General features: G+C 40.8%; 15 protein-coding genes and 1 pseudogene. 5 read left to right on the top strand and 11 right to left on the bottom strand.

Features of this window, described 5'->3' with window-relative positions; genetic code table 11:
- Positions 1 to 47 precede the first annotated feature (47 nt).
- The 11 genes from hycI to JCM15074_RS04420 all read right to left on the bottom strand — a co-directional run bounded on the left by hycI (position 48) and on the right by JCM15074_RS04420 (position 11,565).
- Positions 48 to 572: a hydrogenase maturation peptidase HycI gene (hycI, locus tag JCM15074_RS04470; RefSeq protein WP_234400163.1), complete on the bottom strand. Its 525-nt coding sequence runs from the start codon at positions 570 to 572 to the stop codon at positions 48 to 50.
- A 2-nt stretch (positions 573 to 574) separates the two neighbouring features.
- Positions 575 to 1,024: a formate hydrogenlyase maturation HycH family protein gene (locus JCM15074_RS04465; protein ID WP_025820126.1), complete on the bottom strand. Its 450-nt coding sequence runs from the start codon at positions 1,022 to 1,024 to the stop codon at positions 575 to 577.
- A complete protein-coding gene (locus JCM15074_RS25380) occupies positions 1,021 to 1,281 on the bottom strand; it encodes a hypothetical protein (RefSeq protein WP_304621824.1) in 261 nt (86 codons plus the stop codon). Before JCM15074_RS25380 ends, JCM15074_RS04465 begins: the two co-directional genes overlap by 4 nt.
- On the bottom strand, positions 1,278 to 1,859 hold the full coding sequence (locus tag JCM15074_RS20900; protein ID WP_304621823.1) for an NADH-quinone oxidoreductase subunit B family protein: 582 nt from the start codon (positions 1,857 to 1,859) through the stop codon (positions 1,278 to 1,280). Before JCM15074_RS20900 ends, JCM15074_RS25380 begins: the two co-directional genes overlap by 4 nt.
- A complete protein-coding gene (locus tag JCM15074_RS04455) occupies positions 1,856 to 2,404 on the bottom strand; it encodes a formate hydrogenlyase complex iron-sulfur subunit (RefSeq protein WP_025820125.1) in 549 nt (182 codons plus the stop codon). The genes JCM15074_RS20900 and JCM15074_RS04455 overlap by 4 nt, the downstream gene beginning before the upstream one ends.
- Positions 2,405 to 2,413: 9 nt before the next feature.
- Positions 2,414 to 4,168, bottom strand: a complete 1,755-nt coding sequence (locus tag JCM15074_RS04450; protein WP_025820124.1) for a hydrogenase large subunit — start codon at positions 4,166 to 4,168, stop codon at positions 2,414 to 2,416.
- A gap of 9 nt (positions 4,169 to 4,177) precedes the next feature.
- On the bottom strand, positions 4,178 to 5,131 hold the full coding sequence (locus JCM15074_RS04445; RefSeq protein ID WP_025820123.1) for a respiratory chain complex I subunit 1 family protein: 954 nt from the start codon (positions 5,129 to 5,131) through the stop codon (positions 4,178 to 4,180).
- A complete protein-coding gene (locus tag JCM15074_RS04440; protein WP_025820122.1) occupies positions 5,131 to 7,062 on the bottom strand; it encodes a proton-conducting transporter transmembrane domain-containing protein in 1,932 nt (643 codons plus the stop codon). Before JCM15074_RS04440 ends, JCM15074_RS04445 begins: the two co-directional genes overlap by 1 nt.
- On the bottom strand, positions 7,059 to 7,673 hold the full coding sequence (locus tag JCM15074_RS04435) for a 4Fe-4S dicluster domain-containing protein (RefSeq protein ID WP_025820121.1): 615 nt from the start codon (positions 7,671 to 7,673) through the stop codon (positions 7,059 to 7,061). The genes JCM15074_RS04440 and JCM15074_RS04435 overlap by 4 nt, the downstream gene beginning before the upstream one ends.
- Before the next feature lie 306 nt (positions 7,674 to 7,979).
- Positions 7,980 to 9,839: a selenocysteine-specific translation elongation factor gene (selB, locus tag JCM15074_RS04430; protein WP_025820120.1), complete on the bottom strand. Its 1,860-nt coding sequence runs from the start codon at positions 9,837 to 9,839 to the stop codon at positions 7,980 to 7,982.
- A gap of 757 nt (positions 9,840 to 10,596) precedes the next feature.
- Complete coding sequence (locus tag JCM15074_RS04420) at positions 10,597 to 11,565, bottom strand: LysR family transcriptional regulator (protein ID WP_025820118.1); 969 nt, start codon at positions 11,563 to 11,565, stop codon at positions 10,597 to 10,599.
- Positions 11,566 to 12,119: 554 nt separating this feature from the next.
- On the opposite strand from JCM15074_RS04420, the gene JCM15074_RS04415 reads away from it, so the two are divergent.
- The 5 genes and pseudogenes from JCM15074_RS04415 to JCM15074_RS20895 form a co-directional block, all read left to right on the top strand.
- Positions 12,120 to 12,731: a thiol:disulfide interchange protein DsbA/DsbL gene (locus tag JCM15074_RS04415; protein WP_025820117.1), complete on the top strand. Its 612-nt coding sequence runs from the start codon at positions 12,120 to 12,122 to the stop codon at positions 12,729 to 12,731.
- Positions 12,731 to 13,345 carry a disulfide bond formation protein B gene (locus tag JCM15074_RS04410; protein ID WP_037469096.1) on the top strand — a complete coding sequence of 205 codons (615 nt, stop codon included), beginning with the start codon at positions 12,731 to 12,733 and terminating at the stop codon, positions 13,343 to 13,345. Before JCM15074_RS04415 ends, JCM15074_RS04410 begins: the two co-directional genes overlap by 1 nt.
- Before the next feature lie 24 nt (positions 13,346 to 13,369).
- Complete coding sequence (locus JCM15074_RS04405; protein WP_025820115.1) at positions 13,370 to 15,130, top strand: aryl-sulfate sulfotransferase; 1,761 nt, start codon at positions 13,370 to 13,372, stop codon at positions 15,128 to 15,130.
- Between the two features lie 63 nt (positions 15,131 to 15,193).
- Complete coding sequence (locus JCM15074_RS04400; RefSeq protein ID WP_025820114.1) at positions 15,194 to 16,171, top strand: porin; 978 nt, start codon at positions 15,194 to 15,196, stop codon at positions 16,169 to 16,171.
- Positions 16,172 to 16,396: 225 nt separating this feature from the next.
- Positions 16,397 to 16,651 (top strand): annotated as a pseudogene (locus JCM15074_RS20895) (transposase); the annotation flags it as partial.
- Positions 16,652 to 16,856: the final 205 nt, after the last annotated feature.

The raw sequence follows: 16,856 nt of genomic DNA, 5'->3' as shown, positions 1-16,856 counted from the left end.
CGCAGACTATCATCTCGACACTCTTCGACAGACAATTCGACACGTCATTAGCAGTGTTCAAACTCAGCCAATCCCTGCCAATTTGATAAACCTTGATAGACAGTTTCAACCGCACTGCGGACCATTTCAGTTAACGGAAATGAGAAAGCCACAATCGCAGGTTGAATACCAATAAAAACCACCTCAGGAACAAATGTTTTTAAGTCATCAATCAAAAAATTAAGCGGCAAGCTATGGGTCGACACCACGTACATATCAACGATAGTTTCAGGATCAATAATACGAATGTCACCCGCAGCCTCCCCCATATCCGCAGCATCAACCACTATCACCCGCTGCGGCTGCGCTTGACGAATAAGATGCAAACAGTCTTCAGGCATTGAGCCACCTTCCAACACACACCAATCAACAATTGGCTGCTGTTTAATCATCTGTGCTAATAGTGGACCGGCACCGTCATCGGCCATCATGCTATTGCCCACTGTTAATACGATATTGTTCACATTGAGATCAACACCGTCATTGCTCACACTCGGGCCGATTAAAGTCGACAAGTTCACTTCTTGCAACACAGTTAACGACCTCCTCTAATCATCATGTACATCGTTGGTTCACGATGAATAGCGCCAAGTGCCTCAATAAATTTTTGGGTGAGTTGCTGCGAACATTCGGTTTGAATATCGCGGTCAATAGCCGCAAACGCCACTGCGAGCATATTAATATGTTCTGGATAAATCGTAATCTCACCAAAAACAATAAAGCCCTGCATTTTACGAAATGCCTCACTCTGCGCAGGTAAGTCACTGATCCACGCTAAATACTGTTTACCATCACAATCCATTACCGAATTTAAGCAATCAACCACCCCTAAATGGTGACCAATCGCCAAGCTGTAATACATGATTTGCTTGGCTTCTTCCGGTACGTCATAACTTTCATCAACAAATTTACGGCTCAGTGAATAAAAGTAAATATGGCCAGCAAGATGCCGAGATTGCGCTAATTCGGTTAAGTTTTGACTCATTGAGCACAACCCTCACATTGTTGCTGACCATCGACTTTGGCAGGGCAAGTTGTCGTCCCAGTTAAGGCTGCCATGGTTTTTGCCAGTAAAATATTCACAATTTCAGTTAACCGTGGATCATTTTTTTCCGCTAAATACTGGCCAATTTTTTGGTCAACATTATCTGCGGTGCAATTAGCCAGTACGGTCATCACATCATCGGCAATACGTTGACCTTGTAGGTAACCCGCTAATAAGCGTGCTTGACGTTCAATCATACTTTAATATCGAGTGGAATATTCGTGTGTTTTAGCTGTGCTTTTTGAGCTTCAGGCTGATGCTGTTTAGATTTAAGTTTTTGATCAAGTAACCCTAATGCCACTGCAAAACCATAAATGGTTGCCGCGGGAGTTGGTGGGCAGCCGGGAATATAGACATCGACAGGCACAATTTTATCGGTTCCGCCCCAAACACAATAAAGATCGTGAAAAATGCCACCGTCACAACCGCAAGCCCCATAAGAGATCACAATTTTAGGATCAGGCGCAGCTTCATAAGCCCTTAACGCTGGCGCTCGCATTGCACGAGTGACCGAACCGGTATAAAGCAAAATATCGGCATGCCTTGGTGAAGCTACAATTTTGATACCAAAGCGTTCGGTATCAAAAATGGGGGTTGTTGCGGCAAAAATCTCAATTTCACACGCATTACAGCCACCACAGTCAACACGATATACATATGCCGAGCGGCGGATCTCTTTAAGCAAGGCATCTTTTAGCTTTTGGCTATTAGGTGGCAATACAACAGGTACTGTTTGAGTGTGAGCAGTTCCCACCAGCTGTTTAATACCTTTCACTGTTGCTCCTTAATAAAACGTAAATGGCTAATATTGTCACTATCAAGCATATTGTTGGCTCGGCGACATGCTGGGCAGGTTTGTAACTGCTTACGACGCTCGCTAAGTTGTGCCGCGGGCACTCCACTTTGGGCCAAGGTATCTAATACATACTCAAGTAATTTTTGCGCCACAAATGGACGCTGACACTGGCTACAATCAGCTAAGCTAAATACGGCATGTTCATAAAGGTCAGCTTTGTTAGTGACCGCCAACTCAAAATTTTGAGTCAGTTTAATCGCATGGGTTGGACACACTTCTTCGCAGCGACCACAAAAAATACAACGTGCCGTTGAAAGTTCCCAGCGGCGCGTCCCCGCCTTTTCATCGGTTTCCATAATCAAGGCATTAGCAGGACACGCTCGGGTACATGCACCACAAGATAAACATTGCGCCGCATCTAACTCTGGCTTACCACGAAAGTCTTCACTCACTGACATTGGTGCAAATGGATATTTAGTGGTAACGCTGCCAGTGTTAAAAACCGTTTTGATTAACTTAAACACATGGCCTCCCTATAACTTGAATGGTGAGTGTTTGCGGTCAATGCTGTACTGCTCAATCGCTTTATATGGAACAGTTTTGCTTCGTTGCTTTTTAGTATCCACAATGGTGACGCGGTCAGTACATGAATAACATGGATCTAAACTACCAATGATCAACGGCGCATCTGCAACCGTATTACCACGCAACATATAACGCAGTGTTGGCCAATTAGCATAAGTGGCCGCGCGGCAACGCCAGCGGAATAACTTTTGGTTATCGCCTGTCATACTCCAATGAATGTTTTCGCCGCGAGGAGCTTCGGTAAAACCTAATGCAAATTTGTTAGGCTTATAATCGAAGCTTTCAGTTAAAATTGCGCCTGCTGGTAGATGATCTAATCCATATTCAATCACATTTAATGACTCGAATACTTCACGCACTCGTACCATCACACGTGAATAAACGTCGCCATCTTCCATGCTTTGTAATTCAATAGGCACACTGCCATAAGCTTCTAATGATTGACCATGCACAATACGCACATCGCGTTTAAAACCACTGGCACGAATTAATGGCCCTACCGGGCTATAATCACGAGCAACCTGCTTTGATAAAATACCAATACCTTGGGTACGACTATTGATATTAGGCGTCGCTAATAGCACTTCCACCAGCTCAGAGAATTTTTGGCGAACCTCTCGAACCATAGCAATGCCTTTAACACGCTGCTCTTTTAAAAAATCACGGCGCACACCACCAATCAGGTTCATACCATAAGTTTTACGCGCACCCGTTAGTAATTCAGCCAACTCCATGGTTTTTTCTCGTACGCGGAAAAACTGCATAAAGCCTGTATCAAAACCCACAAAGTGACTCGATAGCCCGATATTAAGCAAATGGCTGTGCAACCGTTCAACTTCAAGTAAAACAGTACGGATCATTTTGGCGCGAAATGGCACATCAACCGATAAAGCATTTTCAATGGTATTGCTATAACCCACACTATGAGTAAAACCACAAATACCACAAACGCGATCGGTCAATTGTGCAACTTCGTGATAACCCATACGTGTTTCAGCGAGTTTTTCCATGCCACGATGCACATAGAACATGCGATAATCGGCATCAACAATATCTTCGCCATCAACAAACAGACGGAAATGTCCCGGTTCATCAGAGGTAATATGCAGCGGTCCTACAGGCACAATTCGGTTACTGTCATTGCCTAATTGGTTATCAAACTGATACGTTTCAGTCTCAGTTGTTGGTTGCGGACGTTGGCGATAATCCATTGCATCTTTACGTAATGGATGCAGATCTTCAGGCCAATCATCAGGTAGCACTAAGCGGCGTTCATCAGGTAACCCAACGGGGCGTAGGCCATACATGTCGCGTACTTCACGTTCACCCCATACGGCTGCTGGAATGGTCGGCGTAATAGAGATAAACTCTTGGCTTTGCGCATCAACTAGAATTTTAACGGTGACAAAACTCTTCACCTCACCTTCCATTGATAACACATGATAAACCGCAAAATGGCCGTTTAGGCTACGTTCATCGTTACCAAATGAAACCGTTAACCAACCGCCTTGATCGTAATAAAGCCATTTCATCACCTCAACTAATGAGGTCATCTTTACGGTAATAGTCACTTGATTTTCTGTTTGCCACTCTTCATCAATAATGGCTGATGGGAAGAAATGATTAACACCATCGACATAGTTCTTACCAATACGACCAGCCTGAGGCTGAGAGTGAAATTGTTCAGATGTATTGTTTGTCATTATTGTTACTTACCAACCCAAAATTAAAAAGATCAGCGCCAAAACGGCCACTAAAAATGCAGGAAAAATAGTGCGATGGATCTTAGTAAAACGCACTCGAGCCATGCTGTTTTCAATAAGACCTGCAATCAAAAATACAATAAATAATTTAACCAATAGAATGATTGTGGCAGAGATAAGCGCACCAGCAGTTAAGCTGCTAGCCTTGCCCCAAGGGATAAAAATAGCTAAAAATAGCTGCACCACAACCAGTTGTTTTAGCCCTAAACCAAGCTTAACCATGGCTAAAGCAGAACCTGAATATTCAGTCACAGGTCCCTCTTGCAGTTCTTGCTCTGCTTCAGCGCTATCAAACGGCAATTTTCCCATTTCGATAAACAGCGCAAATGCACACACAATCCCAGCCAAAATAATGGTTAACGGACGGTGCCAACTATTATTGGCTAATGCGTGGCTGATATAACCTAAGTCAGTGGTACCTACAACAAGTGCAACCACCACAATGGCTAAAATCAAAATAGGCTCAACTAAAATACCTAAAGTCAATTCGCGGCTACTACCAATACCAGCAAACATGCTATTGGAATCAATCCCCGCCAATGCAAAAAAGAAGCGGAAAATAGCCAATAAATAGATATCCGTAATCAAATCACCAGAAATAGGAAATGGCGACACTTGCGTCACTGTCGGTAAAGCCATACCAATCAATAACATAGTCACAACCAATACCCATGGCGTCATCCAAAAAATCATACCGGCATTAGCAGGCGCTACTGACTGACGACGTAATAACTTGGCAATATCACGGTAATCTTGCAAAACACCAGGGCCTTGACGCGAATGCATTTTGGCACGAATAACCCGAGAGAAACCTGTTGCTAGCGGCGCTAAAAACAACATCAGCAGTGCTTGTACAACGGCCAATACAATCCAACTTGCAGTTGGCATTTCAAGTGGTGACATTAGCAACTAACTCCTGAAATGAAAGGAATAAACAGCAACACAAACAGCACGCTAAAGATGCAGAATAGACACACTTTCGAGCCACTTAACACGGCTGTGTCGGTGCCCTTATAAAACACAGGTAGAATGAAGCGTTCAGTCAACGATTGGCTAGGTCGATTATTGTAAATAAACCCAAACATTTGACGCATTGGTCGTGTAATACTGGCTGCAGAAACCGTCATACGCTGCTCATATTGATAACCACATGCCCAAGGATCACCTTGATGGCGACGCTCAAGACGGCGTTGACGGAAAAGATAAAGTAACGCTGTAGGCACTAAAGTTAATAGTGCTAGTGCAATCATAATGACTGGCGTCGATAGAATGGCTTGATCAGCAACGGCGGGATAAACCGATAAACCATGGGCAACAGTAACAGGAGCCAGTTGCAACACAGATGCGGCAATAGCAGAAAAATAAGGGGCAATCCAAGGTGAACATACACCTAATACAATACACAAAATAGCAAGTGCAGTCGTTGCCGTTACCATTGCAGGGCCAACTTCACGGGTATTGGCAGCCTGCTGAGTTTTAGGTGCACCAGTAAAGCAAATACCATACACCTTAACAAAACACATGCACGCTAAAGCACCGGTAAATGCCAACATTACCATCCCAAATGGCCCAAAGATCAAGTTAGCAACAGTGCCTGTTTTACCCATGCTAAACAGTGACTGATAAATAAACCATTCAGACACAAAACCGTTCAATGGCGGTAAAGCACAAATAGCCAAGGTACCGATCAAGAAAGCAATGGCCGTTTTTGGCATGGTTTTAGCCAAGCCGCCCATATCATCCATCTCTTTGCTGTGCATACGAAAGACAATAGAGCCAGAACCCAAACACAATAAGCCTTTAAATACGGCGTGGTTAAGTAAATGGTATAAACCACCTAATAGACCAAGTAATGCTAATAGCGGTTGATGTGATGCGATACCAATCATACTGACACCAACGCCGATTAAAATTATGCCAATATTTTCGATAGTGTGATAAGCCAATAGCCGTTTAATATCATGTTCAGCAAGGGCATACATTACCCCAAGCACGGATGATAATGCACCGAACACTAACACCACAAAGCCCCACCATAATTGGGTCGCCCCCAAAAACAAAATGGCGAACTTTAAAATGCCGTAAATACCAATTTTAACCATCACACAAGAGATAAGCGTTGAACAATATGAGGGGGCAATTGGATATGCTTTAGGTAACCAACCATGTAAGCCTATCCCAGCAGCTTTAATACCAAAGCCAGCGAGTGCAAACAGGAATACAATAGAAGCCGTCGCGCCAGTAACAGGGTTAGCCATAATGACGCTAAATTGATAGCTGTCAGCATTACTCACCACAATTAAGAAGGCACATAAAATCAACACACTGGCGATATGATCAATAATAAAGTATTGAAAACCTGCCTTTTTACTTTGAGCACTGCCATCGCTGATCACGATCAGCCAAGAAGCCACTGAAATGATCTCCATAAAAACAATAAAGATCATTACATTGGCCGACACGACAAGTGCCGTCATGGCTGCAGCAAAGATATTGAACAAGATATTAACTTTCCATCCACCCTTACCAAAATATTCTTCTAAATAATTGATAGAGTAAACAGAGGCAGCCATAGTCACTACAGAGATAACCACCACCATAAGTGCCGATAGCATATCCATGCTAAAAAACTGACCGAGGTGAGCAATACTATGCCCGTGCGTTCCCATCACAACCGTGCTAACGCCAGCGATGATGCCAAATAAACCACCAAAGGCACTGATAACCCCAGCAAGGCGCAAGCTGGCCTGCTCATGGTGACGGCCAGCAAAAGACAATACGGCGGCAACGGCATAACTAATGACACAAAAACAAACTAAAACTAATGGGTTCATCGTGTTATTACTCCATCTTTGACCGACGCAGCATTGTCTGCCGCACACTCACGCTTCATCGCACGTGCCGTTGCAATACGTTGTTCATCAATCATGACAATGGCTTGAGTTGGACAGACAGAGACACAGGCAGGCCCCTCTTCACGAAAACCACATAAATCACATTTAACCGCAATGCTTTTTACGCCGGGTTCCCAAGCAAGAATGTCTTGTCCAAATACACTTGCGATAGAAGTCGAGGGATTACTCGAACGCACAGTTGATGGAATATAAACGTCATAACTATTTGCCATAGCAATAGGTCGACTCCCATCAAATGCAATAGCACCAAAAGGACAAGCTACGGCACATAATGTACATCCCACACATAAAGTTTCGTTTAACAGTACACGATCATCTTGCTTGGCTATCGCTTGTACTGGACATACAACCGCACAAGGTGCATCTTCACAGTGGCGGCACATTACCGGCGCAGTGGCATTATCGAGTTTAACCACCGTAAGGCGTGGATGGCTTTGCAGTCCTTGTTGTTTGTGTACAGTCGAACACGCTGCCATGCAGGTGCCACAACCAATACACTTTTCAGGATCTGCAATTACGAAGCTTTTCATTATCTACCTAGGTCAATTGCAAAACCTGAACATAGCAATTAACATGCCAATATTAGCAACTCAAAATATACCTTTTAAATTCAATAGCATGGAATAAAACAAGATAAATAATAAAGCTCAATTAAACTATAAAATGCAACTCGTCATATATCGACATATATATCGACACAACTTTCGACAGCGGATCTCGACAGCGGATCTCGACAGTGACGTCGACACACTATTCGACAGCCACAAATTAATGCCATAAAAAAGCCTGTTAGTCATCACTAACAGGCTTAATTTACTCGATAAAACAGGACTGAATTAATGTGATTGAGCAGGCCAAGTTCTTAAAATAATACGTTCATCACCATCACGTTTAACCCAACCATCCTTTTCCATTCGATTAGCAAGCGGAATTGAGTATTTACGGCTTAATTCAGTACGGTCTTTAATTTCAGCCATAGAAATACGATCATTAACTTGATGATCCATCAACACATACTGCACCAATTGCTGATAAACCCCCATATCAAAATAGATACTTTCATCTAATGCGGTAATATATTTTTGATGACTCAGCTGACGTAGCCATTTTTTGCCATCAGGCAAGGTCACTTTATTCAGCTCAAGCCCAGCCTTACCAAACTGGCGGATCTGCAACAAAATATCTAATGCAACCTGAGGTAAATCGTCTTCATTATCGCCTTGACCACTGCACCACTTGCCATAGCTAAGATGTACTTTATCTTGCTGCTTCAAGCATTGCATCAATAACTCAACTACGTCAGCATTAACCCGTAAATGATGACTTAACTCAGCAACTGCCATCGAAATCCCAGCCGCTAATAATGTTTCAATCTGTGCCATTGTTTGCGTAAGCCAACTATTATCAAAACAATATGGCGCAATATACGTTTGCTCATTAGCCGCGCAAAAATCACTGGTATCCGTTTCAAAATAGCCTTGTAAAGCTAATAACATTTGACGTTGCGATTGTGGCGCAAGCAGCTTTGGTAGATGATCTAATACCTCATAGAGACGACGTTTTTGATAACCAAAAATATACTCCGTCCAAACCACTTCAGCACCATGCTGCAATCCACTTCCGCCCTTTTGGATCATCGCCAAACGCTGTCCAAATAATAACGGTAACGGTTTATCAAAAACCAAACGGGCTAATTGAGTATGCGGAATATAACTTAAACGAGCGCTACCATGCCAAGTCCCCATCGCAACCTCAACTTGGCGTTGTTTTCGCGATTTTAATGTCGCAGCAGTTTTAGTTAACCGCACAATACATTGATCACGCACCACCAAAGGTTGATTCATACCAGTAATAAGATGACCGCGGCCAACATCTTTACGGCTAATACCTTTGACATTAATCGCGACTCGGCAAGTTGCTGCCACACTGGATAACTGTTGATGATACGCTTGCAAACTGCGAACAGTACCGATCAAATTAGCAGGTTGACAACGAACCTTATCGCCAACACTTAATTGACCTTTCGCGAGCGTACCAGTGAGTACCGTACCGATCCCATTTACCACAAACACGCGATCAATATACATTAATGGCACTTGCGCTTGATGAGGCGAATTAACGTCATCATTCACCGCAATAAGGTGTTGTTGGCGAGCAATATTCATTTTAGCTGTATCAATCAATAACTGTTTTAATGCCTCAATATTGTCTTTCTTTAGCGCAGAAACAGTGACAATTTCAGGTAGTAATCCTGTCATATCCATCACTTGTTCTAATGCTTGCTCTTCTACCTCAGCTAATTGTGCCGCACTGACTTTATCGCGCTTATTGATGCAAACAACAATATCTTCAATCCCCATCGCATGGGCAACATGCAGGTGTGAAGTCGTCATGGGCATCCAACCTTCATCAGCAGCAATCACTAACAACAACACATTAAGGTGCCACACCCCCGCGACCATATTCCGTAAATAGCGCTCATGCCCAGGCACATCAACAACACCAATGGTATTACCATCTTCATCTTGAAAATGGGCAAAACCTAAATCCTGAGTCATCCCCAACGCTTGCTCATGGGGCCTCGCTGTCATCATGCCTGTTAAGGCTTCAATCAAAGCCGTTTTCCCATGGTCAACATGACCAGCAAGCCCAACAACAGCTTGATAATGCATTAACTTAGAAGATGGAGACAGCATTACAAATCCTCATGCTCACAAAAAATTTGGACGTAAATAGAACCATCCAATAAAGCGAAAGCGATAAATTATTCTCGAGTATCATCGAGTAACGTCGCCACATTCAATAATAATGGATTGTTATCGATATAACTGATAATCACGTTGAAAACCCACGCAATGCATTTAAATATTAGCCACGTAAATGCTGGCGCATCATAAAGTAACTTGAAAATTAACAACTTGATTTGTATCAAAGCGAGATACATACATCACAATTTTTAAGTATTTGCTAATATTAGTTTTATTGCTCTATCTCAATTTGAAACATGAGCAATTCTAGCGAATATTGACCTTAAAGTTACAGGTTTAATCATGCTAACCACCACTACTTGTAGTGGTCAATAAATCTTGGCCATGTTCTTATAATTTAACCAGACTTACGTTATAGTGAATTGATAGAGCAATTAAGACTTTAAATAAACTCTTAGCTCGGGATCCCATTAATATGGTATTTTAACAGTTTCATAATTTAAACTTTCCTTTTATGTGTCCAATATATACCGAATTAAGGTGCTAAGGTGGCAAAATAAGACAACAAAGTAGCACTAAATACTCTTGTTAATAGTAAAGCCAAAATAATTATTACTGCTTTGAGTTGGCCGTTCAAAAAGCCACATAAAGGATAAGGTTAGCTTTTACTTTTCTATATGTAATAACTTCCGACAAAGAGAAACATTATATTTAGAAGTATATTTTAATAGATACCAATAATGCTCTAAATATCTACTGGTAAGATACTGTTAGCCCGATAATCACTACACATTTCCATTAATTTAATAACTTCACTATTCAATACATCACGAAGCCATTTATTGAACAATGTATTACCTCTACTCCGAGAGTAGATACTATAGTAATTTAAATTAGCATCTAACTCTCTAGGCGCCTTAATTATCTCAATTGAATCCCTCACTGTAATCAAGCCAGCAGCAGAAGAATAACAAAGGCTATTGCTCGTTTTTAGTATCGAAACTATAGCGGGAAGATTAGCTATTTTTGCAGTAATGTTGGGACTAAGACCATTATCTCTACATGCCAGTTCTATTAGAGAAGATCCATATTCATTCCAGCAAGGAATACTTTGCAAAATGATAGGATAATTACACATATCAGCAAGTGATATTTCTTGTTCATTTTTTAAAATTGGGTGGTTCTTTCGACATGCAAGCCATCTTTGTGAAGCGCAAACTAATTCACTTTCTACATAATCAGAATCAAGTGATTGCACCGTTAACCCAACATCTATCTTCTCTTTACGGATCATCTCTAAAGTATTTTCATTCCAATTACTTACACTCAACTGAACATGCGGACACTCCATTGCTAGCCTATGGTAAAGAATCGGTATTAAACTCACAGCTAACGGCTCTAAAACTGCAATACTCACCTGACCTTGATATATTGATGGAGTGAAGTCTGGCGTAATATTATAGAGGCTTTCCATACTAAGTAGGGTTTCAGGCAACTTCTTATAAATCTCTGTCGCTCTCTCACTAGCTAGTAATCCAGTCTTACATCGGATAAATAGAGGATCATTAAATATTTCTCTTAGTCGTTTCAATTCATAGCTAACTTTTGACGGTGACTCCTGAAGAAGTTTTGCCGTATTCAGGATTGATAACTCTTCATACAACACCTTAAACATCTTCAAAGTGCCATATTTCATTTCATTTAAATTTTTCATTCCACCGCCTAAAATGCAAGAAAAAAACAAATTCAAGCATAGATAACTCACTTAATAAACCTTTAAGTCAAATATAACATGCTAGATTTTAAAAATTAAATTTCAAACTATATTTTGAGACTTAAACTTTACAATTACAAAAACATTGAACAGAAACACAAACTTTGTAAAAAATTTAAAATATATCCAGGTAAAACTAATTTTTAAATTTTACATAATCAAACAATACTCCAATCATAATTATTAACACGGTATTTTATAGGCACACCATTGAGTGATCAATATCACAACAAGACTCCTTGTATTTAATTAATTTATTAAATGAAAACTAAATAACATAAGAAACTTTACTGATGATGTATTTTTTATTAGCAGAACTAATCAACTAATACCGAATTAGAAATGCATATCAAACCTATATCACTAAAACAGGCACCGTAACGTTCATTCGATACGGCAACAACAACTCTCACTTAATAACTTAAACCATTGAATCAGATATGGCTCTCACTCATTTAGCTTTATATCCGATATTTTAAGAGATGATCAATATTATGAAAAAATCACTAACATGTATCGCAGCAAGTATATTTTTATCATTTGGAGTTTATGCCGCAACAGAAGGAGTTGAGTATCAAGTGCTCCCCGCATCAGCTCAATTCGATGCTCCTAATACAGTAACTAAAATCTACTCAATTAACTGTCCTTTCTGCTTTAAATATGAAAAAGCTGGGATTCCAAATCACAAGATTATCCCTGCTGGCAGCAAAATAGAACAATACCATATTTCACCTAAGCCACCCTTTGGTATAGAGAAATCCACAGCACTTGCTATCGCCAAAGAAATCAAAGGAGATCAGGTATTCAAACAAGTTAAAGCAGAATACTACAACCAGTATCACGTTAAAAAAGTTAAGTTCGAATCATCAGATGCGACCATTAACTTTGTATTAGATGATTTAGATATGACTCGCTCTGAGTTCGATAAGCATGCTGAAAACCCAAAAGTTAAAGCATTAATCGCTGAGTGGGACCAGGGGGTTGCTGTAGCTAATATCCAAGGAGTTCCAGCTATTACTGTTAATGGAAAATACCTAATCAACACCAAGTCTATTACGTCTATGAATATGCTTAAAGACCTTATCACTGAACTGAGTGCTAAATAATGATCTCTATTAAAGATTTTTGGAAGGGCTTTAAGTCCGACCCGATGAATGGCTTAGTCACAATGCAAAGCCAGCGCCCTATTTGGGTAGTGATGATTGGTGGAGCCCTGTTCGCCATCCTTTCTGCAATCTTTTACTTTCAACTGTTTTTAGCAATGGATCCGTGTGAATTATGCGTTTATATCCGCTTTAGTCAGTGTTGCATTGTTATTGCTGGACTTATCATTTTGATTGACCCACATAACCACATCCTAAAAGGCCTAGGGCTTTTGTTAGCTTGGTACGGTGTGATTCAAGGCTTCATGTGGTCATACGAACTAATGGGGATTCACAATGCTGCTCATATGATTGTTGATGATTCGATGGACTTTTTCGCGGCCGCAGGTGATGCAGCAGGAGCCGCTTGTTCCACTGAGCCAAGATTCCCTCTAAACCTACCTTTAGATGAGTGGCTACCATTTGAATTCATGCCCACTGGTGGTTGTGGTGAAGATGATTGGACATTCCTTGGGGGCGGAATGGCTCACTGGTGCATGATTATCTATTCGCTATTTGGTTTAGCAGCTGCGCCTTTAACGGCAGCTTGGTTAGTACAGTTGTTTAAAAAGAAGTAATAATAACTCGGAGATTTACAAGTAATGAAACTAACAAAAATCACGCTTGCACTTGCTTTAATAGTATCTGCGCCAACGATGGCGGCTAAATTTAACGCTATATCTGCCCCTGCAGCACAAGGTCAATTAGGTTCGGTAGTTGTTAACCCTTATGGCACATCACCACAAACGGCAATCGTTGACTTAGGTGGTTACGAAGTTAATTGGGCTAAAGTTGTTGTTCATGGTAAAGACAAAGATGGTGTTGATATCAAGTATGATGTCAGCCGTGAAACTATCCTAGACCATAACGGAATACCAATATTTGGCCTATACGCAGACTTCGACAATAAAGTAACTCTTACTTATAAAAAGAATGGCAAGCATGTAATTGAAGATTATTCAATCTACACTCAACCAAGAACTGGTGGTGCATCGGTTAATGGTATGAAACTTAACTTTCCAAAAGTTACTCCTATCAAGGTTGATGAAAAATTCAAAGATCGCCTATACCTAATCAACTACATTATGCCAGTTGAAGGATCTACAGCAGTTACTTGGACCGGTGGTATGGGGGCTCTAGAATGGGACCGTCACCCAGTTACATTCATCACAGATACCCAAGGTGAAACTCGCTGGTCTTTAGATGTGTCTGATATCCACGATGTTAAACACTTAGAAAAACGCGGTATAGTGATGGGTATTCACCAGATGGACAACGGTGACATCATCTTTGGTCAAGGAATGAAAATCTTCCGCATGACTATGATGGGTGAAACGGTTTTTGAGTGGAACTTGCCACGCGGCTATCAAGACTTCTCTCATGATATGCAACTGATGGAGAACGGTAACTATCTTGTTCGAGCAGCTAAGACCAGTTACCTGCGTGAAGATGGTCTACGCGTTCACACTGTACGTGATCAAATCCTTGAAATTGACCCAACAGGTAAGCTAGTTGAAGTTTGGGACTTGAACAAGATTCTAGATAATATGCGTGATTCGCACCTTGTAGCCTTAGATGCTGGCGCAGTTTGTCTAAACATTGATGATGAAAAGATGGGTAAAAAGGCAAAGATTGAGCCTGACGCCCCATACGGTGATATCCCTGGTGTTGGTGCAGGCCGCAACTGGGCACATGTAAACAGTGTTGAATATGATCCTGCTGATGACTCTATCATCTTGTCTCTACGCCACCAAGGCAACGTGAAGATTGGTCGTGACAAAGAAGTTAAGTGGATTTTGTCACCACGAGAGGGCTGGACAGGTGACCTAGCTAAGAAAGTTCTTCAGCCAGTGAATAGCAACGGTGATGAAATCCAATGTACTGAAAAAGGTTTATGCGAAGATCCAAGCAAATTTGACTTTACATATACACAGCACACAACTTGGTTAACAGGTAAAGAAGAAGGAGATGATGAAGTCTCTATCGTTTCATTCGATAACGGTGATGGTCGTTTCTACGATCAGCCGACTTTCCCAACAGACAAATATTCTCGCGGTGTTGAGTTCTTAATCAACGAAGATGATATGACTGTTGAACAGCGTTGGCAATATGGCCAAGAACGAGGCTTCGAGTGGTATTCAGTCGTAACCTCTAATATTAGCTACGAAAAAGACCGCGATACTATGTTCATGTATTCAGCTAATACTAAAATGTCAGAGCCAAAAGAACTTACCGTTGGTATCCTAAACGAAGTTAGAGATGGTACTCATGACGTTAAAGTCGAGCTACACGTAACATCGCCTATGCCACGTAGTACAGGCTACCGCGCAGTGATTATCGACCCGAACAAAACAATTAAGTAATCAGTAACAGCCTAAGCCACCTTATAAAGTAGGGTGGCTTTTCTATTTTATAGAGTATTAAAAATGAAAATTAAGTATTTAACGCTTTCTATTCTGCTTGCCTCAATTGGTGCTCAGGCTGCTACTGTCAATAATACCGTATATGGTAAAGCTCAAGGTCAATTAAGTTGGAAAGATAACAAAGACTTCCAAACGCAAGCACAATTTGTTGCTGTCGGCGATAAAGGTTCGTACAAAACGGATGACTTTAAAATTATCTATGAAGCAGAAGTACAATACTCTGATAACTTCGCTAAACGCGGCCTAGATGATTTCGAGCTGAACACCGCACGAATTATTATTATGAATAAGTTTGGTGCAGCCGTTGCTGGTCATGGCTATTCTGGTATTTATAGTGATGTTTATAAGCGTGTTGATATCCACCAGTCAAACAACGCTGAAATTTTTAGCGGTAATAAAATGTTATGGGAACAGGCTGCTTACGCCAAAAATATTTTAGCTTATGCAACTCCGTCTCTTGCTGTTGGTCAAGGTAAGCTAAAGCTTGTGGGCTCTATCGTTACGCCAAAAGAAGATAACGGTAGCAATGGCGACGTAGTAACTGCGCGTCTTGTTTACAACTCTACTAACTTCAATGTGGCTGTTGGTTTCGCTCAGATCGATAAAAAATTCCCAGCTAATGAAGCTGATGATGACTACAAACGCTACTCTATCGGTGCTGATTATGAGTTCAGTGGTTTAACGCTTGCTGGCCTAATAGAAATTAACAAAGAATCATTTAATAAGTCAGAGAATACTTATGTCGGCGCTATCAAGTATCAATACTCTGCTGTTGACATTGGCGTGTCATATCAACTTAAGACTTATCAAGATACTACTGATAATTGCGATCAGTCCTTATTTATAGCAAGTATTAACTATAACTATGATGAACACTTATCTTTCTTTGTTGAGGGGGCATTCTACGAAGAAGAACCAGTGATCTTTAAAGATAATTATTCAGCAGATGCTATAAATCTTGGTATTAAATTAAAAATTTAATGTACCACTAAAATAGAAGAGTAAATTACTTTAATCGATAAGTGTACTAGCTCAGACCCTATCTGATAGCAGCATCATACTCAAAGGCTACGCCCTGTAGCCTTCCCCCACTACTCGAAGGAAATCTAAACGAACCATGATACTGTAACCCTCCCATAAAATCAGAATTTATTGAATAGAGTTTTCCATTACACTAAAACAAATGGAGAATCACAATGAAAAAATATCCGTTTTACTGAAAGCCAAATCATCAATATCCTCAAAGAAAGCGAGTCTGGCGTACATACTGTACCTGAGCTATGCCGTAAACATAATGTCGGTCAAAATACATATTACAAATGGAAGTCAAAGTATGGTGGGATGCAAGCCTCTGATTTAATTCGTATGCGTGAATTAGAAGCTGAAAACGCCAAACTGAAAAAGATGCTTGCTGATGTGAGTTTGCAAAACATGGCACTTAAGGACATTGTTGATAAAAAGCTATAAAGCCTGCAGAGCAAAAGAGATTATACAATCTGTAAAACAAACTGATCATTCGGAAATTTATAATGACGCATGTTCTTAAATGATATGTCTAGAGTCATTTAATCTATACATATAGAGCGATATCATCATTCTGATCATATATTTATTTAGATTGGTACAATTGGCAGAGCGGACGGGACTCGAACCCGAGTGCCTTCGG

Origin of the sequence: Shewanella marina JCM 15074 (assembly GCF_000614975.1) — a bacterium.
Lineage (GTDB): Bacteria > Pseudomonadota > Gammaproteobacteria > Enterobacterales > Shewanellaceae > Shewanella > Shewanella marina.
Note: the sequence above shows the minus strand (reverse complement) of the source record. Positions and strands in the feature narration are given on the sequence as shown.

What these genes read in the sequence shown, in the direction of transcription:
- JCM15074_RS04420 (WP_025820118.1), bottom strand. Translation starts at nt 11,565, where the DNA reads ATGAAAAATTTAAATGAAATGAAATATGGCACTTTGAAGATGTTTAAG.
- selB (WP_025820120.1), bottom strand. Translation starts at nt 9,839, where the DNA reads ATGCTGTCTCCATCTTCTAAGTTAATGCATTATCAAGCTGTTGTTGGG.
- JCM15074_RS25380 (WP_304621824.1), bottom strand. Translation starts at nt 1,281, where the DNA reads ATGATTGAACGTCAAGCACGCTTATTAGCGGGTTACCTACAAGGTCAA.
- JCM15074_RS04440 (WP_025820122.1), bottom strand. Translation starts at nt 7,062, where the DNA reads ATGAACCCATTAGTTTTAGTTTGTTTTTGTGTCATTAGTTATGCCGTT.
- JCM15074_RS04405 (WP_025820115.1), top strand. Translation starts at nt 13,370, where the DNA reads ATGAAACTAACAAAAATCACGCTTGCACTTGCTTTAATAGTATCTGCG.
- JCM15074_RS04435 (WP_025820121.1), bottom strand. Translation starts at nt 7,673, where the DNA reads ATGAAAAGCTTCGTAATTGCAGATCCTGAAAAGTGTATTGGTTGTGGC.
- JCM15074_RS04465 (WP_025820126.1), bottom strand. Translation starts at nt 1,024, where the DNA reads ATGAGTCAAAACTTAACCGAATTAGCGCAATCTCGGCATCTTGCTGGC.
- JCM15074_RS04400 (WP_025820114.1), top strand. Translation starts at nt 15,194, where the DNA reads ATGAAAATTAAGTATTTAACGCTTTCTATTCTGCTTGCCTCAATTGGT.
- JCM15074_RS04415 (WP_025820117.1), top strand. Translation starts at nt 12,120, where the DNA reads ATGAAAAAATCACTAACATGTATCGCAGCAAGTATATTTTTATCATTT.
- JCM15074_RS04450 (WP_025820124.1), bottom strand. Translation starts at nt 4,168, where the DNA reads ATGACAAACAATACATCTGAACAATTTCACTCTCAGCCTCAGGCTGGT.
- JCM15074_RS04410 (WP_037469096.1), top strand. Translation starts at nt 12,731, where the DNA reads ATGATCTCTATTAAAGATTTTTGGAAGGGCTTTAAGTCCGACCCGATG.
- JCM15074_RS04445 (WP_025820123.1), bottom strand. Translation starts at nt 5,131, where the DNA reads ATGTCACCACTTGAAATGCCAACTGCAAGTTGGATTGTATTGGCCGTT.